Genomic DNA, 18,133 nt, shown 5'->3' with positions numbered 1-18,133 from the left:
AGTACCGCGCCCTGCTTCCCTCAACGCTAGGCGGCCGGTCTGAATGAGCCTGGGGGCTTGCGCGCAGCGCGCGCGATTGATACGCATCGGCGCGGCCCCGCCGCCCTATGCTGAGGCGCATGACCCTCGCCAACGCAGTGACCGACACCGCCGACCTCACCAGCCTCTGGGGCGGCACCGGCATCTTCGGACTGATCTGGTACATCCTCGTCGCCGTCGCGCTCTGGAAGGTGTTCAGCAAGGCCGGGTACCCCGGCATCCTGGCCATCATCCCGATCGTGAACATCGTCATCCTCGTGAAGATCGCCGGCTACTCGGCGTGGCTGACCCTGCTGTACCTGATCCCGATCGTGAACATCGTATGGTCCATCGTCGTCGCCGTGCGCGTGGGCAAGGGCTTCGGCAAGGGCGGTGCCTGGTCGTTCTTCCTGCTGTGGCTGTTCGCCTTCGTCGGCTACTTCATCCTGGGCTTCGGGCGGGCGCAGTACACGAAGCCGGCCTGATCAGCGCACCGGGGTCGTGGTGTCGATCGCCTCGCGCAGCGGGCGACGCATCGGAGCCCAGTAGCCGGTGGGCGTGAGGCGGGTCAGCACATCGACGAGGCGCGCCTCGCGCCCGATCATGACCCGCGCCCGCCGCCGCACCGTGGCCTCCACGATGCGCGCCGCGGCAACTTCGGGCTCGGTGTGGTACATCGCGGCCTGCGCGGCGGCGGCGCGCTCCGCTACGGCCGGGTCGATGGCGGCCGCGAAGCGCCCGCGTCCGATGATGCCGGTCTTGACCCCCGCCGGGTAGATCGCGCCCACGCTCACGTTGGTCCGCTCGAGCTCGTGGCGCAGTGCCTCGGTGAACCCGCGCACGGCGAACTTGCTCATCGCATACGGGATGCGGCCTGCAGGGGCGGCGAGCCCGTAGATGCTCACGAGGTGCGTGATGTGCGCGGCCGGCTCGCGGCGAAGCGCCGGCAGGAGCGCCTTGGTGATGTTGACGGTTCCCCAGAGGTTCACGTCCATGAGCCAGCGCATCTCGTCCATGGTGAGCTGATCGATGTCGCCGAGCATGGACGACCCGGCGCACGTGATCACCGCCTGTACATGCGGGTGGGATGCCTCGACCGCCGCCGCGAGCGAGCGCACCGCCTCATCATCTGTCAGGTCGACCACGTGCATGGTGTGGCCCGTTCCGGTGAGGCGCGCGCGCGTCGCCTCGAGGCCTTCGGCGTTGCGATCGACGAGGGCGACCTTCGCCCCGCGCCGCGCGAGCTCGAGAGCGACCTCGGCGCCCATGCCGCTCGCCGCGCCGGTGATCACCGTCGTCCTGCCGCGCACCTCGAGCCGCTGCATCCGCGCCATGTCCATCCCTCTCGTCTTCATCGACCGTGCTCATCGATTCTCGCGGACTCGCGGAGCGCCGGTGAACGCTAGCCTCGATGGAGGAGGAGCGATGGGCAAGACTGCGGAGGCGATCGCCGAAGGCGTGTCCATCGCGTGCGCCGCGGCGCGGCTGGCGGTGCGCAACCACATCCTCGTCGAGACGATCGCCCACGACGAGGCATTCGATCTCGCGCGCGTCGCGCCCTTCGCGCACGACACCCTCGTCGCGCTCGCCGTGGAGCAGGAAGACGCCGCCGAGCTGGCCAAGCGACTGCGCAAGAAGGCCTGGGGGAAGTTCACCGACCCCGACGGGACGCACGACTACCGCGATCGCGACACCCGCAACCTGCGCAAGCGCTACAAGCAGTACATCGGAGTGGCGAAGGAGCTCCGGCGCATCGCCGAAGACCCGCACGCGGTGCGCACCCTGGTGGAGCAGGCGAGGGATGCCGCGTGGGGCGACGTCGAGGCGAATCTGGAGCGGCGGCTCAACGTCGAGGGCATGCGGCCCGATCTCGACCCCGACTACGAGAAGCTGCGGGCTGCGCGCATGCAGTCGCTGCGCCTCGTGGATCTCCCGCGGCTCGCCGCCCATCGGCGTCGCGCCGCGGAGGCTGAGGAGGAGGCCGACGGCGAGCCTGTCGATGCGACGCCGTCGCCGCGAGTGGCCGGCATCGACGTGAGCGAACTCGACGCCTGACGTCGGGGAACCGGTCTACGCTCGGCGCCATGGAGGTCGACGGAGCAGGTCATCCGATGTGGTTTCCGCCGGACCATCCGCTGAACATGCGGATGCGGGCGCTGTGCATGGCCTACCCGGAGGCTGCGGAGGTGATCTCGCACGGGCGCTGCACCTTCCGTGCCGGAAAGCGTCAGTTCGCCCTCGTCGGCGTCAGGGACGAAGGCGCCGTCGTGTTCCTCCCCGATCCGTCGGAGCGGCCGGCGCTTATGGAACGGGACGACGTGTTCGTGCCGCCGTACGAGGGCGCGTATGGGTGGCTGGCGCTGCGGGTCACAGCCGACGCGGGGGACTGGACGCTCCTGGCGGAGCTGATCGACACGTCGTACCGTCGGGTCGCGCTGCAGCGCCAGCTGCGTGCGCTCGACGCGCGCTGACGACGGCGGGGAGGGCGGACACGCCCGGGATCTCCGCGCGGCGGTGCTCGATTCGCTCCCTGGCGCGCCGTCGGGTATTCTGGACGCTGGCCCGCGCGGGAGTGCGGGCCGGGCGCCCGTAGCTCAATGGATAGAGCATCTGACTACGGATCAGAAGGTTAGGGGTTCGAGTCCCTTCGGGCGCGCACTGTGTTGAGACAGTGACTTGCGAAAAGCCCCGGTTCACCGGGGCTTTTCCTTTTGCTGGCTGAAGCGGCGGTCTACCGTTGCTACGTGGAGGTGAGCCGATGAGCGCTGTCCTTGTCGCGGAGGTGGCTGTCCCGAGTGGCAACGTCCTCGGCGAGAGCATCGTGTGGGACGATCGCACAGGCGAGCTGGTGTGGGTCGACATCGAACGCGGCTGGCTGGAGCGCTCAGGCGGCGCATCCGGCAGGCGGACGACCCGGCTGCGCGAGCGCATCGGTGCTGTCGGCTTGCGCGCTTCGGAGGGGTTCGTCGCCGCCTTCGCTTCCCGGCTCGCGCTCCTTGACGGGGCGGGGCAGGAGATCCGCAACCTCGCCCCGGTAGAGGACGACCTCGGCTCGACGAGGCTCAACGACGGGCGGGTGGACCGGCAGGGTCGTTTCGTCTGCGGCGGCATGGACGAGGGTCCCGACGCCCGGCCCATCTCCGCTGTCCATCGCCTCGACGCAGACGGCACCGTTCACAAGGTCATCGACGGCGTGTCGTGCGCCAACAGCATCGCGTTCAGCCCGGACGGGTCGTCGATGTATTTCGCGGACACGCCAACCGGTCGGATACTCGTCTACGAGTACGACACGGATGCCGGCATCCCGCACAGTCCACGTCTGTTCGCAGACGGCAGTGAGCACCCAGGGCTGTCCGACGGATCCGCGGTGGATGCAGAAGGCTGTCTGTGGAACGCACGGTGGGGCGGCGGCTCGGTGGTCCGCTACACGCCGGACGGCAAGGTCGACAGGGTGGTGCGTGTGAGCGCGGCCAATCCCACCTGCGTCGCATTCGGCGGTGACGACCTGTCCACGCTGTACATCACGACCGCGCGCATCGGGCGTACGGCGGCGCAGCTCGCCGAGGAGCCGCACGCGGGCGCGGTGTTCGCTGCCGAGCCGGGCGTCGGCGGCCTCGTCGAGGCGCGGTACGCGGGCTGACCCATCCGTCGGGCTCTCGACACGGTCGAGCGCGGCCAGGACGTCGTCTGCCGTCGTCCTCCGCCCCGGATCGCGATCGTGTCGATCTGCGACCGCGACGAGGGTGAGTGGTGCAATCGAGGCATGACACACCGTCGTCGCATCGACGTCGATCGGTCGCGACCGTGGCGTGCGATCCTGGCCGGACTGGGCGGGCTCTGGGCGCTGGTGACCCTGCCGTTCCCCGCGACCGAGTTCGGCGTGCCGCTGTGGGGATGGGTCTTCCATTTCCGGCCGTACTTCTGGGCGCGCGAGGCGGTGCACGACCCGTACATCGTCTTCGGCGCGCTCTCGGCGCTGTCCTTCCTGGCGATCGGGCTCGCCCTCCTCCCTGACCTCCGGCGCGCGGGGTGGGGCGGTGCGGTCATGGCGTGGCTGATCGTCGCCGGGGCCCCGATCACGGCATTGAGTTACCTCAACACGCCGCGGGAGGCACCGCTGCACTTTTTCTGGGGTGCCGAGGCGTTCGTCCTCACCGCGGTGGGCATCGCCGGCATCGTCGCGGCGATCACCGCTCGCTCGCGCTGGCGACTTCGGGTGCGGATCCTGCTGGGCGCGACCATGCCCCTGCTGGTGCTGGGCACGCTCGCGGCGGGCTACTGGCCGCACGGCCCCCTCGTGGTGCTCGGCGCGGAGGCGATCGCTGTCATCCTCGCCGCGCCGAAGGCTGCCTTCGAGGCATCCGGACGCTCTCAGCCGAGTTCGAGAGTCGTGATGCCGAATACCTGGTCGTGATCGAAACCGGGGGCTTCACCCGTGTACATCCGGGTGGTGTCGAAGCTGGGCGTCCACTCGCACTTGCGCGCCCACTCGACGGCGACCGGGTTGATGCCGGGCACGTCGACCGCGACAGCCAACGCACGCGCGCTCGACGCCAGCCGTGAGACGAGCGCCTCCGCGGTCTCGCGCGACTCCGCGAAGAGCGGACCGATACGCGCCGTGCTCTGCGCCGGGCGGAGCACTCCGAACCCGACGATCGTCCCGTCGCGCAGCGCGACGGCGGTCGACCGCCTGGGCAGGGTGATCCAGGACGCGAGGAAGCCGGCACGCGGTGCCCCGAAGTGTCGCCGATCGTAGGCGTCGAGCAGGTCGAACGGGACAGACCGGGCGTCGACCAGCTCGACTCCGGGAGGAGGGTCTGCATCCGGCGGAGCGCCCTCGAAACGCTGCGTCGTCCAGGCCGGGCGGAATCCCGACTTGGCATAGTTCGCCTGCTGCGCGGGCACCCCGTCCAATCCGACGACGCGACCGTCGGTGATGGCCATCCCTGCCTGCCACGTCTGCAGGCCATAGCCCAGACCACGCACCTCGGGGTGACTGATGTACATGCCGAGGAACGCGGCGTCCTGGCCGTACCGGACGATCGAGATGCAGCTCACGGGCCGGCCGTCCAGCCGTCCGATCAGGAATCCGGACGGATCCGCGACGAAGAACGCGTCGCTGTCGGCGTCACCGGGGTTCCATCCCTCGTCGGCCGCCCACTGCGCCATGAGCCGCACGTCGGCCGCGCTGGCCACGGAGACCGAGAACCCCATGCCCGCGATCGTAGCGCGGGCGGGGACTCAGGTCAGGCGACGAGGGCGGGGGTGCCCAGCCGGTCGTCGACCATCTCGAGAACGCTGTCGCAGTGCTCGAGCACATCGCGGTCGTGGGTGACCATGACCACGGCGACTCCGGAATCGTGCGCACGGTCGGCCAGGAGCTGGACGACCTCGTGGCTGCGACGACGGTCGAGCGCAGCGGTGGGCTCGTCGACCAGGAGCAGGCTCGGCTCGTTCACGAGGGCGCGCACGATGCCGACTCGCTGACGCTCGCCGCCCGACAGCTCGCTGGGGCGATGGCCGGCGCGGTGCGACATGCCGACCGACGCGAGCGGCGCCCCGGCGTCGATCCCGCTCGGGCGCCGGATGGTCGAGTCCACGCCCACGCCCCCGGCCGAGGTCGTCGCCGAGTCCGAGGGCTGACTGGACCCCGCTGCGGATCGCCGTGCCGGCGCGCTTCATCGGGCGCCGGCACGGACGCGGACGGGGCTCAGCCCAGAGCGTGCCACTTCGCGGCGACGCGGTCGGAAGGGGAGGAGGGATGCCGCACCGCGCGCTCCCTCGAGCGTCCGCCGCGCAGGCCCTCGAACGCTGCGAAGGGGAGTCCTGCCAGCAGCGCCCTCAGCTGAAGCGCGCGGAGCGCACCGGTACCCGCTGGGTGCGGCGACGAAGCGGCTTCAGCTTTCGACATGGCTCTGGCAATCGATGCAGGTCTCGGCGTGGGGCAGGACCTCCAGACGTCCGGCGGCGATCGCTCCGCCGCAGCGGATGCACGAGCCGAAGGTGCCCGCGGTGAGCCGGCCGAGCGCAGCTCGGATCTGGTCGATCTCTCTCCGCGTGGCCGCGGCGGTCATGTACGCGACCGGGTCGACGTTGGGGATGGCGCGAGGGGCGAGCTCCTCGACGAGGGCTTCGCGGCGCTCAAGCTCGGTGTCGAGCGCGCGGCGGATCTCGTCGGGATCCAGCGGGGGATCCGCGAGGGTGGGGGCTGCGTTGTCGGCGAGCATGGTGGTCCTGCTTTCTTCGGTGGAGTATCGGTAGGCCGGTGAGGCCGGGTGGGGCCGCGTTCACCCCAGGTGGAGCGGTGCGTCGGCCCTGGAGGCGTGCGCCGCCTCCTCGACGAGCCGCGCCTCGGCGAGCCGCTGCGCCACGTCGCGCAGCTGCTCGGTCGCGTCGCCTTGCGTCAGTTCGCGCCGCTCGACCTGCGAGATGATGCGGCCGACGGAGAGGCGGGCCTCGGCGACGATGCGGAGCGGAAGCCGGGGCGCGGCGTGCAGTGCCCGCTCGGCGTCCAGCCGGGCGTTCAGCGCGACCGGCGACCACGTCACCGGCAGTGGAGCCGAGTGTCCGGGGCGTGAGGGGAGCGACGATGCGATGGGCATGAGTGCCTCCTTCGAGTACGAAAAAACGCGCCGCAGATGCGACGCGCTGGATAGCCGGATGGACCGGGATCGAACCGGGAGTCACGGCGGCGCAGCGCGGGCGAAGGAGCGGTAGAGCACATCAGCTCCGCCGGTCATCCGGGGCGGCAGCACCTCGTGCCGCGCTCCCGCGAGCTCCATCGCCGTCAGCGCCGCGACGACGGCGGTGCCGCGCTGCGGAGCGAAGGGGGCGATGGGGGCCGACATGCCCCTCACCATAGCCCGAAAGCAGAAAAAGGCAAGTCGGGGCCTCTTTCCGGATGTGGTCGCCCCCGCGCGAGCGCCGAGGAAGCCGCTGCCCGCGCACGGCAACGGGGCCGGCCCCGGGCGGAGCCGACCCCGATGAGTGACGTGCGTCAGCGGGTGCTGGTGCTGCGGCGACGTGCGAAGAAGACGTACAGCCCGAGCACGATGATCGCGCCGATGATGGAGCCGATGATGCCCGCCGGCTGCAGGAAGCCGCCGTTGGGGTCGGCGCCGAACAGCACGAACCCGAGGAACCCTCCGACGAACGATCCGACGATGCCGAGCACGATGGTCAGCAGAATGCCCATGCTCTGCTTTCCGGGGATGATCGCGCGGGCGATCAGTCCGGCGATCAGGCCGATGATGATGAGTCCGAGAATTGTCCAGAGCATGATTCCTCCTCCGTTGTGAGCGCCGCCGGGGTACGCGGTGCTCGTCATGCGTCCGTCACGCTAACAAGGTGCTGACCGTTCGCGCCGACCTATACCCAGCGAGGCCGAGAGGCTGTACTATCCGCGCCCTCTGCGTTCGGCCGGCGTGATCTCCGCTCAATCGCGGGAGCGATGCACGCCGCTGTCGGCGCGCTGGATCGTGATCGGCACGGCCACCGCGGCAGTGATGCAGAGGATCCCGGCGATGAACACCAGGCCCGGCAGGATGGGCGACGCGAACGAGATGCCCACCAGATACATGCCGCCGAGGAGCAGGATGATGTAGAGAGCGAAGAGCATGATCGACCTCCGGTTTGCTCGATGAGGCCTACTCTTGCGCACGCCACCGGCGACCGGAAGAGGCGTCGTGTCCGGCGCCACTCGATCGAGGACGACGAGGGCGCTGGTGCGCGGCATCCGCTCGCGTGAGAATGTGCGCCATGAGACTCGTGCAGATCGCTCAGCATGCCGACGATCTCGACCGCGCAGCGGACTTCTACTCCGTGCTTCTCCAGGCGGAGCCGAAAGCGCGGTTCGATCCGCCCGGACTGCTGTTCTTCGACCTCGACGGGGTGCGCCTGCTGCTCGACCGCAATGCGCCGTCGTCGCTGATCTACCTGCACGTGCAGAACGTCCACGAGGTGATCGAGCGCCTCGGCGGCCTCGCCGAGGTGGTCTCGCATCCGCACGTCATCTTCCACCACGAAGACGACACGCTCGGGCCGGCGGGCCACGACGAATGGCAGGCATTCCTGCGCGACCCCGACGGCAACACCGTCGGGCTGATCGCGTTCCAGCGTCCCTAGAGGTGGCGACGCAGCATCCATCCCGCGCAAGAATGGGCGAGTGGATGCCGCCTTCCCCGCCCTCACCGAGATGCCCGCCCCGCAGTTCGTCATGTCGGCGGAGGGTCACCGCCTCGCCACGTACTCGTGGGGGGAGGATGATGGCCTGACCGTGCTCTGCGTGCACGGGTTCGCGTCGAGCTGCCGCGACAACTGGGTCAACACCGGCTGGGTCCGCGACCTCACCCGCGCGGGTTTCCGCGTGCTCGGGGTGGATCAGCGCGGTCACGGCCTCAGTGACAAGCCGCACGAGCCCGAGGCGTACGGCATGGACGCACTCGCCGCCGACCTGGTGGCCGTGCTCGACACCTACCTCCTCGACTCGGTGCTCTATGCGGGCTACTCGCTCGGTGCCCGCGTCGGGTGGCAGCTCGCGGTGAACGCGCCCGAGCACGTCGAACGGGCCGTGCTGGGCGGCATCCCCGACGGACGCCCGCTCGCGCGTCTGCAGATCGAGCAGGCCCGCGCCTACGCCGACCACGGCACACCGGTGGAGGACCAGGTCACGCGCAACTACGTCACGCTCGCCGAGCGAGTGCCCGGCAACGATCTCCGCGCCCTCGTCGCGCTCGCCGAAGGGATGCGCCTCGGCGACGCCGATCCCGATCCTGACCGGCCGCCGCAGCAGACCATCCTCTTCGCGACCGGCTCGGAGGACGCGATCCTCGAACGATCGCGCGCGCTCGCCGCCGCGACGCCGCACGGAGACTTCGTGGAGCTGCCCGACCGGCACCACTTCAACGCGCCCGGCTCGCGGGTGTTCCGGCAGGCCGCGGTGGAGTTCTTCGAGCAGCGCTGAGGCGCGCACCGTCTCAGTCGGGCAGCCCCCAGAAGGCACCGGTGAGTCCGACTCCGGCGAAGTACGCCGTGGCTTCGGACGGCTCCCGGCGCACATACGGCGAGTCGAGCCGACCGTCGTACCAGTGCGCCGCGAGCCGCCACAGCGTCGCGAGGTCGAACACCGATCCACGGGAGTGGCCGGTGGCGGAGAGCCAGTCCTCGACGCACCGCTCGTCGCAGAAGATGCGCTGGTGGCCGCACGTGTGGACGACGTCGTCCCAGACACGCGCCGCCGGGACGAGGAAGTGCGCGACCTGCTCGCCCGCGGGTGGTCCGTGCGAGGTCACGACCCACGCGTGGGCACGGCCGCACGCGGGGCAGGTCGTGGCGACGAGGACCTCGGGCTCCTCCGGCACGAGGTTCGGGATCGCGAAGGAGTCCCACGCGCAGCCGCCCCACCACAGAGCACGTCGGCCCTTGACCGAGAAGTGGAGGTCGATCGAGGCGAACGGGTGCGCCATGACGATGCGGCCGTCGTCGTCCATGACGAGATGCCTCGCAGCGGCGAGGGCGGTCAGCGCCTCTTCGACGGCCGGGCGGGACAGTCGGGTGGCCTCGGCCATTGCGTCCCGCGTCGGTGGATGCCCCGTCGCCGCGAAGGTGCGATACACCGCGACCCGCACGCGCTCGACGTCGTCGGTGTCGGGTGCCACGTCCTCGTCGACCATGGCGTCAGCGTACGCCTGCGGATGAGCGATTGTCCTGGGCGCAGACTGCCGCCGATCATCGCGGTCGGGCGCGCATGGTGCTCATCTCGATGTGATCACGGCGGGCATTCTGTCGACGCGACCGCGTAGCCTGGAGGAGTGAGCGCCTACGTCTCGGCGTTCGAGCTGTTCTCCATCGGTGTAGGACCCTCGAGCTCCCACACGGTCGGTCCCATGCGGGCCGCCCTCGACTTCGTCGTCCGTCTGCGCGAGGAGGGCCTCCTCGACTCCGTCGCCCGCGTCACCTGCACGCTCTACGGCTCGCTCGGCGCCACCGGCATCGGCCATGGCACGCCCGACGCCGTCGTCGCCGGGCTCATGGGCCTCGAGCCCGAGACCGTCGACCCTGACGCCGTCCGCTCGGCGTGGGCCGCGTGGCGCGAGGGTGCGGAGCTGCCGCTCGCCGGCACGCACGCAGTCCCGTTCGCGAAGGACGACGTCGTCTTCGAGCCGCGCACCCGGCTGCCCGGGCACCCGAACGCCATGACCCTCGAAGCCTGGTCGACGACAGGCGGCGGACGCCCGAGACGGATCGGAGCGGATGCCTCGACCGCCGCCGTCCGCGAGACCGGCGCCGCGTACGCGCTCGGCGCAGGTGCCGCCGCGACCGCCGTCGAGCACGCCGCCGACGACCCCGGACTCGTGCTGCGCGAGACCTACTACTCGGTCGGCGGCGGATTCATCCGGCGCGAAGGCGAGCCGCCGCGCGTGCGGGCGGCGAGCTTCCCACTGGACTACGGCTCGGCCGAGGAACTGCTCGCGCTGTGCGATGAGCACGGGCTGACGATCGCCGAGCTCGCCCGCATCAATGAGGAGGCGCTGCGCGACGACGAGCACATCGCCACTGGGCTCGATGCCATCTGGGACGCCATGGCGGCCTGCGTCGACGCGGGACTCCACGCCGAGGGCGTGCTGCCCGGCATGCTGCAGGTCAAGCGCCGGGCGGGAGCGATCCGCGTGCAACTGGACGAGGCCGAGTCGGACGGGCGCCGCGAGCTTCCGGGCGAGTGGCTGGGCGCGTTCGCGCTGGCCGTGAACGAGGAGAACGCCGCGGGAGGCCGCGTCGTCACCGCCCCGACGAACGGGGCCGCCGGCATCCTTCCCGCCGTGGCGATGTACTGGTGGCGGTTCCTCGCCGACTCCGGCCTCGGCGCCGGCAACGCGGTCACTCCGTACGGCGAGCTCGTAGGCAGTGCGCTGCTCGGCTACGACGGGCACGCCGCGGCGCGAGACGAGACGTCCGGATGGGACGACGCCGCCGTCGCCGAAGCGAACCGTCGCCGCGGCATCCGTCGATTCCTCCTCACGGCCAGTGCGCTGGGCTCGCTCTTCAAGGCCAACGCGTCGATCTCGGGCGCCGAGGGCGGCTGCCAGGCCGAGGTGGGTTCGGCGTGCGCGATGGCCGCCGGCGGCCTGACCGCGGTGATGGGCGGCACGAACCGGCAGATCGAGAACGCCGCCGAGATCGCCATGGAGCATCACCTCGGCCTCACGTGCGACCCGGTCGGAGGTCTCGTGCAGATCCCCTGCATCGAGCGCAACGCCATCGCCGCATCGACGGCGGTCACGGCGGCGCGCCTCGCGCTGCGCGGCGACGGCTCGCACTACGTCTCGCTCGATGCGGTCGTCGAGACGATGCGGCAGACCGGGATCGACATGTCGCACAAGTACAAGGAGACCAGCGAGGGCGGCCTCGCGGTGAACGTCATCGAGTGCTGATCGCCCGCTTCCGGTGCGCCGTGAGGGTATTGGCACTCTCTATGTGAGAGTGCTAATCTGACGTTAGTTGAGTCGTGTCGACTCAACTCTCAGATCAACCCACACATCGCACAGAAGGAGTAGACAATGGCCACTTACGACCCGTTCCGCGACTTCGACCGCCTCGCGTCGAGCCTCATGGAGGGGCGTCGCGGACCCCGCCGCATGCCGATGGACCTCTACCGCGACGGCGACCACTACGTTCTGACCGCCGACATGCCGGGCATCGACCCCGGCTCGGTCGACATCGACGTCGATGGTCAGCTGCTGACGATCCGCGCCGAGCGGTCGCTCACCACCGGTGAGGGTGTGAAGTGGATCACCCGCGAGCGCGAGGCCGTGAGCTTCCTTCGGCAGCTCAACCTCGGTCAGGGCATCGACACCGACAGCATCACCGCCGACTACAGCAACGGCGTGCTGAGCGTCACGATCCCGGTCAGCGAGAAGGCCAAGCCCCGCAAGATCGAGGTCCGCTCCAGCGCCGGAGCCGGCGCCGGGGCGCAGACCATCACCGCTCAGGAGAGCCGCGAGGAGCCGCAGCCGATCGAGCAGTGACCCCGGTGACCCCGGCGACCCGGGTGACCCCGGTGACCCGGTGACCCGGTGGCCTGAACCCGAACACCGCCCCGCAGCCCTCCGGCCGCGGGGCGGTGTCGTGCGTGCCTAGGATCGAGCCGTGTCCGAACGCGAACTGACCACCCCGGTGCCGTTGACGCTGCCGAACGGCGCGCTGAATCCCGATGCGATCGGATGGGCCAGGAAGCCGCTCGTCGACACCCGCGGGATCGGACGCGGATGGGGCCGCAACAAGCGCTGGGAGTACTGGAACGTCATCACGCCGACGCACATCATGGCGCTGACGGTGTCGTCGATCGACTACGCCGCTGTCAGCGAGGTGTGGGTGTTCGACCGGGCGTCGCAGCGCGCGATCGGCACGAACGTCTCGGCCGTGCTCGGCCGGGCGACGCTGGCGTCGAGCCTCGAACAGGGGCCGTCCCGAGCGCGGGCGAAGGACCTCGCAATCGACATCGACGAGGTCGACGGCGGCACCCGGCTGCGTGCTGCGACCCACCGCGCGTCGTTCGACGTCGTCGCCGAGCTGCCGGAGGGCCACGAGCGCCTGGCCGTCGTCGTGCCGTGGAGCACGCTTCGGTTCCAGTACACCGTGAAGGATGTCGCGCGGCCGGCGTCGGGACGCGTCGCGTTCGACGGCGAGGTGTTCGACGTGCCGGCCGGCGAGTCCTGGGCCGTGCTCGACCACGGCCGCGGCCGCTGGCCCTACGACATCCGCTGGAACTGGGGAGCGGGCTCCGGCATCTCCGGCGACCGGATCATCGGCATCCAGGTCGGCGGCAAGTGGACCGAGGGAACGGGATCGACCGAGAACTCGATGCTCATCGACGGCCGGCTGCACAAGATCCACGACGAACTCACCTGGGACTACGACCTCTGGCGCTGGCGCCAGCCCTGGCGCGTGTCGGGCGGCGGGCTCGAGGCATCCTTCGTCCCCTTCTACAACAAGCGCACTCGCACCGATCTCGGCGTCGTCGCATCGAGCACCGATCAGTGCTTCGGAACGTGGAGCGGCTCGTTCCGCACCGCCGAGGGCGAAGAGATCGCGTTCGACGGCATCGTCGGCTGGGCGGAAGAGGTGCACAACCGCTGGTGAGCGGGTGCCGCCGCTCGGCGCTCTCCGTCGCGGTGGCCCACGTCGGAGGGGCGGTCGTAGGCTGAGCGCGTGGTGGAGTACGTCGTTCCCGCGCCGAAGCGGCGCCGCGGTCGACCCCGGGCCGGCGAGTCGGATGCGCGGGATCGCATCCTCGCGGCGGCGATCGAGGAGTTCGGCGGCGCCGGCTACGACGGCGCGACGATCCGCGGGATCGCCGCGCGCGCGGGCGTCGATTCGGCGCTGATCCACCACCACTTCGGCACCAAGGCCGACCTGTTCGGCGCCGTCATCGACGCGCCGATGCGGCCCGACCTCGCGCTGCCCGAGATCCTCGCGGGCCCGCGCGACGAGGTGGGCGAGCGCATCGTGCGCTACGTGCTCGAGACATGGGAGGTGCCCGAGGCGCGGCGACGCGGCGTGGCGCTGCTGCGGACGGCGATCGGCAACAAGCTCACGACACCCCTCGTCGCGGGGTTCCTCTCGCGAGAGCTGATCGGGCGCATCGCCCGGACGCTCGACGTGCCCGACGCAGAGCTCCGCGCGACCCTCGCGGCGTCGCAGATCGCGGGCATGCTGATCGCGCGCTATGTGCTGCGCCTGCCGGCGCTGGCCGAGGCATCCCCCGACGACATCGTCGAGCGCGTCGGCCCGACCGTGCAGCACTACCTGTACGACTGACGACGACACGGAAGGAAGACATGACGTTCCAGGCATATCTCGACAACGTCGAGGAGAAGACGGGGCTCACGCCGCGCCAGTTCATCGAGCTCGCGTCCGAGAAGGGCTTCGGTCCCGGCACCAAGGCGGGGGAGATCGTGACGTGGCTGGGTGAGGACTACGGGCTCGGGCGCGGTCACGCCATGGCCCTCGTGCACGTCATCACCAAGGGGCCGCAGATCAGCGCGAAGCACGTGGGTACCGGCACCGCGCATTCCGATCCGTCCGACATGCTCTGGCTCGACGGCAAGGCGACCAATCCGAGCTCCTAGCCCTTGACGGCCGGGCGGGGCCGGGCGAATAATTCATCGTGTGATGAATAACGTGCCGGGCCACGCCGTCGAGGTGCGCGGTTTGCGGGTGCGCCGCGGCTCGACCGAGGTGTTCCGCGGCCTCGACTTCGACATCCCGCGCGGGCAGATCACCGGGCTGATGGGCCCGTCGGGCTCCGGCAAGACCACGCTCATGCGGGCGATCGTGGGCGTGCAGAAGGTGGCGGGCGGCACGGTCGCGGTGCTCGGATCACCCGCGGGAACGGCGGCGCAGCGCCGTCGGGTCGCGTACGACACGCAAGCCGCGTCGGTGTACGGCGACCTGACGATCGAGCAGAACCTCCGCTACTTCGCGCGCGTGATCGGAGCGCCGCGGTCCGACGTGCGACGCGTGATCGAGAAGGTCGGGCTGGAGGGCCAGGCGAAGCAGACCGTCGATTCGCTGAGCGGTGGGCAGGAGAGTCGCGTATCGCTCGCGGTCGCGATGCTCGGGGCGCCGGAACTCATCGTGCTCGACGAACCGACCGTCGGCCTCGACCCCGTGCTGCGGGCCGAGCTCTGGGACATGTTCCGCGGCATCTCCGAGACCGGCGCCACGATCCTCGTCAGCAGTCACGTGATGGACGAAGCGCTGCGCTGCGATCGGCTCATCCTCCTGCGGGCGGGGCGCATCATCGCCGACACCACCCCGCAGGGGCTGATCGCCGACACAGGAGAGACGGATCCGGATGCCGCATTCCTCGCGCTCATCGAGCGGGATGCCACGGGCGCGGCTGAGCACCCGCCGTCGACCCGGCGAGAGGCGCGAGAGGAGCCGGGCGGATGAAGGGCGTGCGCACGCTCGCGACGGCCGCACGGATCCTCCGTCAGCTGAGTCACGACCCTCGCTCGATCGCGCTCATGCTCGTGGCGCCGAGCCTGCTCGTGGGGCTGTTCGCGTGGCTCTTCAGTGACCAGGAGGGCGTCTTCGACATCTACGGGCCGCCGATCCTGGCGCTCTTCCCCTTCATCATCATGTTCCTGATCACGTCGATCACCACGTTGCGGGAGCGCCGGTCGGGAACCCTCGAGCGGCTGATGACCACCCCGCTCGGCAAGGCGGACTTCATCGTCGGGTATGCGCTCGCCTTCGGGCTCATGGCGATGCTGCAGGCTGTCGTGACGGTGTCGTTCGCCGTGTGGGTGTGCGGTCTCGACACGGATGGCCCGGTCTGGCAGCTCGGGCTCGTCGCCGTGACCGACGCCGTGCTGGGGATGGCCCTCGGGCTGCTGGCGAGCGCGTTCGCCCGCACCGAGTTCCAGGCGGTGCAGTTCATGCCGCTGATCGTCTTCCCGCAGATCCTCCTGGGCGGGCTGTTCATGCCTCGCGAGGACATGCCCGAGGCGCTGTACGCGATCTCGAACGTGCTGCCGCTGAGCTACGCGATCGACGCGATCAACGCGGTGACCGCGGGTGACGAGGGGTGGGACGTGTACGGCCCGCTGCTCGTGGTGGGGGCGTTCCTGGTCGGTTCGCTGATCCTCGCCTCGTTGACCCTCCGCCGGCGCACCCCGTAGGGGGATCTCGATACACGCGCTTCGCGCGCACTCGATCAGCGGGGTGGGCGCTGCACGCGCACTCGATCGGCGGGGTGGGTCAGGTCCCGGGGAGGCGGGTGCGGAGCTTGGCGGTGAGGTCGCGCAGCTGCGCCAGTTCTTCGTCGCTGAGCAGCGACATCCGCTCGGCGATCGCCCTGCCGTGCGCGCTCGCGAGCTTGCGGAAGGTCGCGGCTCCGGCGTCCGTCGCGCGCACCAGGGCGCCGCGGCCGTCGTCGGGGTCGGCGCACTTCTCGATGAGGCCGCGCGTCGCCATGCGCTCGACGAGCCTCGACACGCTCGGCTGGCTGATGAGCATGTTCGCAGTGACGTCGCGCAGGCGCGCGGTCATGTTCTCCCCGCGCGTCACGGTGAGCAGGACGTCGTACTCGGCCTGGCTCAGGGTGTCGTCGTGGAAGTCCTGATTGATGTCGCCGAACACCTCGTGCTGTGCCCGGAACAGGCTCTCCCAGGCGTCGATGGCGAGGCGGCGGTCCGTCATGACGACAAGAGTACGACCAAAGCCGACCCCTAGGCTGGGGCGCATGGGGACTGTCTCATCCGTGTCCCGGGTGGCGCGTCCGGTCGGACGCGCGCTCGCGGTCTGGCTGCTCGCGCTCCTGCTCGGCGCCGGCGCGATCGTCGCCGGGATCGGGGGGTCGCCCGCGCGCGCCGACGTCAACGACTTCTCGTTCGAGAGCCTCGACGTGGAGTATCGACTCGACCGGGCTGAGGACGGCACGAGCATGCTCACCGTCGTCGAGCGGTTCGTCGCCGTCTTCCCCGACGTCGACCAGAACCGCGGGATGCAGCGGCGGATCCCCGATTCGTACCTCGGCGCTCCGCTGCATCCGGAGCTCGTGTCGATCACCGACGGCGATGGGGCGCGGCGCGAGAGCGAGGTGGAGTCGGCCGACGATTACTACGTCATGACGTCGCGCGCCGGCGACTACGTCCACGGCCGTCAGACGTACGTCTTCACCTACACGCTGCAGAACGTCACGCGGTTCTTCGACGACACGGGCGCGGACGAGTTCTACTGGAACGTCAACGGCACCGAGTGGCAGCAGCCGTTCGGCCGAGTGAGCGCTCGGGTCACGATGCCGGCAACGCTCGCCGATCGGCTCACGGGCGCGCAGGCCTGTTACGTCGGCTACGAGGGCTCCACCCAGACCTGCCCCATCGCGGTGGTCGACGGCGCGGTCGAGGCATCCGCTTCTCCTGTTGCTCCCTATCAGACGATGACTGTCGCGATCGGGTTCGAGGCCGGCACGTTCACCGCGTTCGACCCCTCGCCGCTCGCGTCGCCGTGGGGGTGGCTGCAGGGGATCGCAGCACTCGGCGTCGGTGCCGCGGCGGTGTTCGCCGGCGTGACGCGGGCGCGTCACCTGCGCGACGAGCCCGGCCGGCCGGTGATCATCGCCGAGTACACGCCGCCCCGCGCCGTCGACGCACTCGAGAGCGCGGTGCTGCTGGGCCTCGTGACCAAGGCGATTCCCGCCGAAGTGCTCGAGCAGGCGGTGGTGGGCAGCATCCGCATCGTCGAAGGCGAGCGACGGATGTTCGGCGGCGTGAAGCTGCGCGCCGAACTGGTCGACCCGTCGCGGGCGGACGGCGACGGACGGATGCTGCTCGACGGCCTCTTCCCGTCGGGGATGGTCGGTGAGCAGTTCGAGTTCGGTCGCTCCGACACGCGCTTCTCGTCCGCGGCGCAGAGCATCCTGAAAGCGGCGAACCAGGAGCTCGTGAACCGCGGCTTGCGGCGCCCGGTGCCGGCCCGGGTGCGGGTGTGGCCCCTTCTGGCGGCGATCGCCGCGACCGTGGTCGTCTTCCTGACCGGCTTCGCCGCGCTGGAGGCGATGGTGACCCCATGGGTGCCCATCGTGCTGATCATCGCTTCGGTGCTCGTGACGGTCATCGTCGGAGGCATGGTCGCGCGCAAGCCGTTGACGGCCGCCGGCGCGGAGACGCGCGATCACCTCGCCGGTCTCAAGCTGTTCATCGAGTGGGCCGAAGCCGACCGGATCCGCATGCTCCAGTCGCCGCGGGGTGCGGAGCGCGTGCAGGTCGACACGACCGATCCTCGGGAGATGCTGCGCCTGTACGAGAGTCTGCTGCCGTATGCCGTCGTCTTCGGGCAGGAGAAGGAATGGGCGCGCGAGCTCGCCGTGCTCTACGGCGAGGGCAACTCGCCAGGGTGGTACTCCGGTTCGAGCGGCTTCAACGCAGCCGCGTTCTCGACGGGCATCTCGACGCTCTCGTCGAGTACGGCCTCGTCGTCGTCGACGTCGGGGGGTTCGAGCGGCGGGGGCTCGGCCGGCGGCGGAGGAGGCGGCGGAGGCGGCGGGGGCGTCTGACCCGAGCCGCGAGCGATCTCGCCGAGAACCCGGAGCGGGCGAGAGTAAGGGCCGGTC

25 protein-coding genes and 1 tRNA gene are annotated in these 18,133 nt (G+C 70.4%); 16 read left to right on the top strand and 10 right to left on the bottom strand.

The window, feature by feature from the left end; all coding sequences use genetic code 11:
- The first annotated feature begins 119 nt into the window (after positions 1 to 119).
- A complete protein-coding gene (locus H9622_RS03090; RefSeq protein WP_191764121.1) occupies positions 120 to 503 on the top strand; it encodes a DUF5684 domain-containing protein in 384 nt (127 codons plus the stop codon).
- On the opposite strand, the gene H9622_RS03085 is transcribed toward H9622_RS03090, so the two are convergent.
- Positions 504 to 1,373 carry an SDR family NAD(P)-dependent oxidoreductase gene (locus H9622_RS03085; protein ID WP_225221533.1) on the bottom strand — a complete coding sequence of 290 codons (870 nt, stop codon included), beginning with the start codon at positions 1,371 to 1,373 and terminating at the stop codon, positions 504 to 506.
- 70 nt (positions 1,374 to 1,443) lie between these two features.
- Here H9622_RS03085 and H9622_RS03080 point away from each other — a divergent pair, with 70 nt between their 5' ends.
- From H9622_RS03080 to H9622_RS03060, 5 genes are all read left to right on the top strand, one after another.
- Positions 1,444 to 2,073 (top strand): asparagine synthase, encoded by a 630-nt coding sequence (locus H9622_RS03080; protein ID WP_191764119.1) that lies wholly within the window; start codon positions 1,444 to 1,446, stop codon positions 2,071 to 2,073.
- A gap of 29 nt (positions 2,074 to 2,102) precedes the next feature.
- Positions 2,103 to 2,489, top strand: a complete 387-nt coding sequence (locus H9622_RS03075) for an MmcQ/YjbR family DNA-binding protein (protein ID WP_225221532.1) — start codon at positions 2,103 to 2,105, stop codon at positions 2,487 to 2,489.
- A 112-nt stretch (positions 2,490 to 2,601) separates the two neighbouring features.
- Positions 2,602 to 2,674: transfer RNA gene (locus H9622_RS03070), tRNA-Arg, on the top strand.
- A 102-nt stretch (positions 2,675 to 2,776) separates the two neighbouring features.
- Positions 2,777 to 3,658 carry an SMP-30/gluconolactonase/LRE family protein gene (locus H9622_RS03065; RefSeq protein ID WP_191764117.1) on the top strand — a complete coding sequence of 294 codons (882 nt, stop codon included), beginning with the start codon at positions 2,777 to 2,779 and terminating at the stop codon, positions 3,656 to 3,658.
- 123 nt (positions 3,659 to 3,781) lie between these two features.
- Positions 3,782 to 4,432 (top strand): hypothetical protein, encoded by a 651-nt coding sequence (locus tag H9622_RS03060; protein WP_191764115.1) that lies wholly within the window; start codon positions 3,782 to 3,784, stop codon positions 4,430 to 4,432.
- Here H9622_RS03060 and H9622_RS03055 read toward each other — a convergent pair.
- From H9622_RS03055 to H9622_RS03025, 7 genes are all read right to left on the bottom strand, one after another.
- Positions 4,390 to 5,232, bottom strand: a complete 843-nt coding sequence (locus H9622_RS03055; protein ID WP_191764113.1) for a GNAT family N-acetyltransferase — start codon at positions 5,230 to 5,232, stop codon at positions 4,390 to 4,392. The two genes, H9622_RS03060 and H9622_RS03055, sit on opposite strands and share 43 nt — an antisense overlap.
- 32 nt (positions 5,233 to 5,264) lie before the next feature.
- Positions 5,265 to 5,618 carry an ATP-binding cassette domain-containing protein gene (locus H9622_RS03050; RefSeq protein WP_318247011.1) on the bottom strand — a complete coding sequence of 118 codons (354 nt, stop codon included), beginning with the start codon at positions 5,616 to 5,618 and terminating at the stop codon, positions 5,265 to 5,267.
- 297 nt (positions 5,619 to 5,915) lie between these two features.
- Positions 5,916 to 6,245 (bottom strand): TraR/DksA family transcriptional regulator, encoded by a 330-nt coding sequence (locus tag H9622_RS03045; protein ID WP_191764112.1) that lies wholly within the window; start codon positions 6,243 to 6,245, stop codon positions 5,916 to 5,918.
- Between the two features lie 60 nt (positions 6,246 to 6,305).
- A complete protein-coding gene (locus H9622_RS03040; RefSeq protein WP_191764111.1) occupies positions 6,306 to 6,620 on the bottom strand; it encodes a hypothetical protein in 315 nt (104 codons plus the stop codon).
- An 81-nt stretch (positions 6,621 to 6,701) separates the two neighbouring features.
- Positions 6,702 to 6,866 carry a hypothetical protein gene (locus tag H9622_RS03035; RefSeq protein WP_191764110.1) on the bottom strand — a complete coding sequence of 55 codons (165 nt, stop codon included), beginning with the start codon at positions 6,864 to 6,866 and terminating at the stop codon, positions 6,702 to 6,704.
- 149 nt (positions 6,867 to 7,015) lie between these two features.
- On the bottom strand, positions 7,016 to 7,297 hold the full coding sequence (locus tag H9622_RS03030) for a GlsB/YeaQ/YmgE family stress response membrane protein (RefSeq protein ID WP_191764109.1): 282 nt from the start codon (positions 7,295 to 7,297) through the stop codon (positions 7,016 to 7,018).
- Between the two features lie 156 nt (positions 7,298 to 7,453).
- Positions 7,454 to 7,636, bottom strand: a complete 183-nt coding sequence (locus H9622_RS03025; protein ID WP_191764108.1) for a hypothetical protein — start codon at positions 7,634 to 7,636, stop codon at positions 7,454 to 7,456.
- Positions 7,637 to 7,776: 140 nt separating this feature from the next.
- On the opposite strand from H9622_RS03025, the gene H9622_RS03020 reads away from it, so the two are divergent.
- Together H9622_RS03020 and H9622_RS03015 are read left to right on the top strand one after the other, a co-directional pair.
- Positions 7,777 to 8,142: a VOC family protein gene (locus H9622_RS03020; protein ID WP_191764107.1), complete on the top strand. Its 366-nt coding sequence runs from the start codon at positions 7,777 to 7,779 to the stop codon at positions 8,140 to 8,142.
- A gap of 40 nt (positions 8,143 to 8,182) precedes the next feature.
- A complete protein-coding gene (locus H9622_RS03015; RefSeq protein WP_318247010.1) occupies positions 8,183 to 8,980 on the top strand; it encodes an alpha/beta fold hydrolase in 798 nt (265 codons plus the stop codon).
- Between the two features lie 13 nt (positions 8,981 to 8,993).
- Here H9622_RS03015 and merB read toward each other — a convergent pair whose 3' ends face one another.
- Complete coding sequence (gene merB, locus H9622_RS03010; protein ID WP_191764106.1) at positions 8,994 to 9,689, bottom strand: organomercurial lyase; 696 nt, start codon at positions 9,687 to 9,689, stop codon at positions 8,994 to 8,996.
- 138 nt (positions 9,690 to 9,827) lie between these two features.
- Between merB and H9622_RS03005 the strand changes: the two genes are divergently transcribed.
- The 7 genes from H9622_RS03005 to H9622_RS02975 all read left to right on the top strand — a co-directional run bounded on the left by H9622_RS03005 (position 9,828) and on the right by H9622_RS02975 (position 15,701).
- Complete coding sequence (locus H9622_RS03005) at positions 9,828 to 11,447, top strand: L-serine ammonia-lyase, iron-sulfur-dependent, subunit alpha (RefSeq protein WP_191764105.1); 1,620 nt, start codon at positions 9,828 to 9,830, stop codon at positions 11,445 to 11,447.
- Positions 11,448 to 11,573: 126 nt separating this feature from the next.
- On the top strand, positions 11,574 to 12,041 hold the full coding sequence (locus H9622_RS03000; protein ID WP_191764103.1) for an Hsp20/alpha crystallin family protein: 468 nt from the start codon (positions 11,574 to 11,576) through the stop codon (positions 12,039 to 12,041).
- A 121-nt stretch (positions 12,042 to 12,162) separates the two neighbouring features.
- A complete protein-coding gene (locus tag H9622_RS02995; protein WP_191764101.1) occupies positions 12,163 to 13,155 on the top strand; it encodes a DUF2804 domain-containing protein in 993 nt (330 codons plus the stop codon).
- A 69-nt stretch (positions 13,156 to 13,224) separates the two neighbouring features.
- A complete protein-coding gene (locus H9622_RS16060; protein WP_191764099.1) occupies positions 13,225 to 13,833 on the top strand; it encodes a TetR/AcrR family transcriptional regulator in 609 nt (202 codons plus the stop codon).
- A gap of 20 nt (positions 13,834 to 13,853) precedes the next feature.
- On the top strand, positions 13,854 to 14,144 hold the full coding sequence (locus H9622_RS02985) for a DUF4287 domain-containing protein (RefSeq protein WP_191764097.1): 291 nt from the start codon (positions 13,854 to 13,856) through the stop codon (positions 14,142 to 14,144).
- 43 nt (positions 14,145 to 14,187) lie between these two features.
- The gene (locus tag H9622_RS02980) at positions 14,188 to 14,970 is read left to right on the top strand and encodes an ABC transporter ATP-binding protein (protein ID WP_191764095.1); all 783 of its coding nucleotides are present in this window, start codon (positions 14,188 to 14,190) and stop codon (positions 14,968 to 14,970) included.
- Complete coding sequence (locus H9622_RS02975; protein ID WP_191764093.1) at positions 14,967 to 15,701, top strand: ABC transporter permease; 735 nt, start codon at positions 14,967 to 14,969, stop codon at positions 15,699 to 15,701. Before H9622_RS02980 ends, H9622_RS02975 begins: the two co-directional genes overlap by 4 nt.
- 79 nt (positions 15,702 to 15,780) lie before the next feature.
- Here the strand turns inward: H9622_RS02975 and H9622_RS02970 are convergent, their stop codons facing one another.
- Positions 15,781 to 16,221: a MarR family winged helix-turn-helix transcriptional regulator gene (locus tag H9622_RS02970; RefSeq protein WP_191764091.1), complete on the bottom strand. Its 441-nt coding sequence runs from the start codon at positions 16,219 to 16,221 to the stop codon at positions 15,781 to 15,783.
- A 43-nt stretch (positions 16,222 to 16,264) separates the two neighbouring features.
- Here H9622_RS02970 and H9622_RS02965 point away from each other — a divergent pair, with 43 nt between their 5' ends.
- Positions 16,265 to 18,076, top strand: a complete 1,812-nt coding sequence (locus tag H9622_RS02965; protein WP_191764089.1) for a DUF2207 domain-containing protein — start codon at positions 16,265 to 16,267, stop codon at positions 18,074 to 18,076.
- Positions 18,077 to 18,133 lie beyond the last annotated feature (57 nt).

The organism is Microbacterium gallinarum (assembly GCF_014837165.1).
Lineage (GTDB): Bacteria > Actinomycetota > Actinomycetes > Actinomycetales > Microbacteriaceae > Microbacterium > Microbacterium gallinarum.
The sequence above is the reverse complement of the archived record's forward strand: the minus strand, read 5'-3'. Positions and strand labels throughout refer to the sequence as shown.

Bases quoted from the DNA above. Each gene is read 5' to 3' on its own strand.
- H9622_RS03090 (WP_191764121.1), top strand. From the start codon at position 120: ATGACCCTCGCCAACGCAGTGACCGACACCGCCGACCTCACCAGCCTC.
- H9622_RS03085 (WP_225221533.1), bottom strand. From the start codon at position 1,373: ATGAAGACGAGAGGGATGGACATGGCGCGGATGCAGCGGCTCGAGGTG.
- H9622_RS03080 (WP_191764119.1), top strand. From the start codon at position 1,444: ATGGGCAAGACTGCGGAGGCGATCGCCGAAGGCGTGTCCATCGCGTGC.
- H9622_RS03075 (WP_225221532.1), top strand. From the start codon at position 2,103: ATGGAGGTCGACGGAGCAGGTCATCCGATGTGGTTTCCGCCGGACCAT.
- H9622_RS03065 (WP_191764117.1), top strand. From the start codon at position 2,777: ATGAGCGCTGTCCTTGTCGCGGAGGTGGCTGTCCCGAGTGGCAACGTC.
- H9622_RS03060 (WP_191764115.1), top strand. From the start codon at position 3,782: ATGACACACCGTCGTCGCATCGACGTCGATCGGTCGCGACCGTGGCGT.
- H9622_RS03055 (WP_191764113.1), bottom strand. From the start codon at position 5,232: ATGGGGTTCTCGGTCTCCGTGGCCAGCGCGGCCGACGTGCGGCTCATG.
- H9622_RS03045 (WP_191764112.1), bottom strand. From the start codon at position 6,245: ATGCTCGCCGACAACGCAGCCCCCACCCTCGCGGATCCCCCGCTGGAT.
- H9622_RS03040 (WP_191764111.1), bottom strand. From the start codon at position 6,620: ATGCCCATCGCATCGTCGCTCCCCTCACGCCCCGGACACTCGGCTCCA.
- H9622_RS03035 (WP_191764110.1), bottom strand. From the start codon at position 6,866: ATGTCGGCCCCCATCGCCCCCTTCGCTCCGCAGCGCGGCACCGCCGTC.
- H9622_RS03030 (WP_191764109.1), bottom strand. From the start codon at position 7,297: ATGCTCTGGACAATTCTCGGACTCATCATCATCGGCCTGATCGCCGGA.
- H9622_RS03025 (WP_191764108.1), bottom strand. From the start codon at position 7,636: ATGCTCTTCGCTCTCTACATCATCCTGCTCCTCGGCGGCATGTATCTG.
- H9622_RS03020 (WP_191764107.1), top strand. From the start codon at position 7,777: ATGAGACTCGTGCAGATCGCTCAGCATGCCGACGATCTCGACCGCGCA.
- merB (WP_191764106.1), bottom strand. From the start codon at position 9,689: ATGGTCGACGAGGACGTGGCACCCGACACCGACGACGTCGAGCGCGTG.
- H9622_RS03000 (WP_191764103.1), top strand. From the start codon at position 11,574: ATGGCCACTTACGACCCGTTCCGCGACTTCGACCGCCTCGCGTCGAGC.
- H9622_RS02985 (WP_191764097.1), top strand. From the start codon at position 13,854: ATGACGTTCCAGGCATATCTCGACAACGTCGAGGAGAAGACGGGGCTC.
- H9622_RS02980 (WP_191764095.1), top strand. From the start codon at position 14,188: ATGAATAACGTGCCGGGCCACGCCGTCGAGGTGCGCGGTTTGCGGGTG.
- H9622_RS02975 (WP_191764093.1), top strand. From the start codon at position 14,967: ATGAAGGGCGTGCGCACGCTCGCGACGGCCGCACGGATCCTCCGTCAG.
- H9622_RS02970 (WP_191764091.1), bottom strand. From the start codon at position 16,221: ATGACGGACCGCCGCCTCGCCATCGACGCCTGGGAGAGCCTGTTCCGG.
- H9622_RS02965 (WP_191764089.1), top strand. From the start codon at position 16,265: ATGGGGACTGTCTCATCCGTGTCCCGGGTGGCGCGTCCGGTCGGACGC.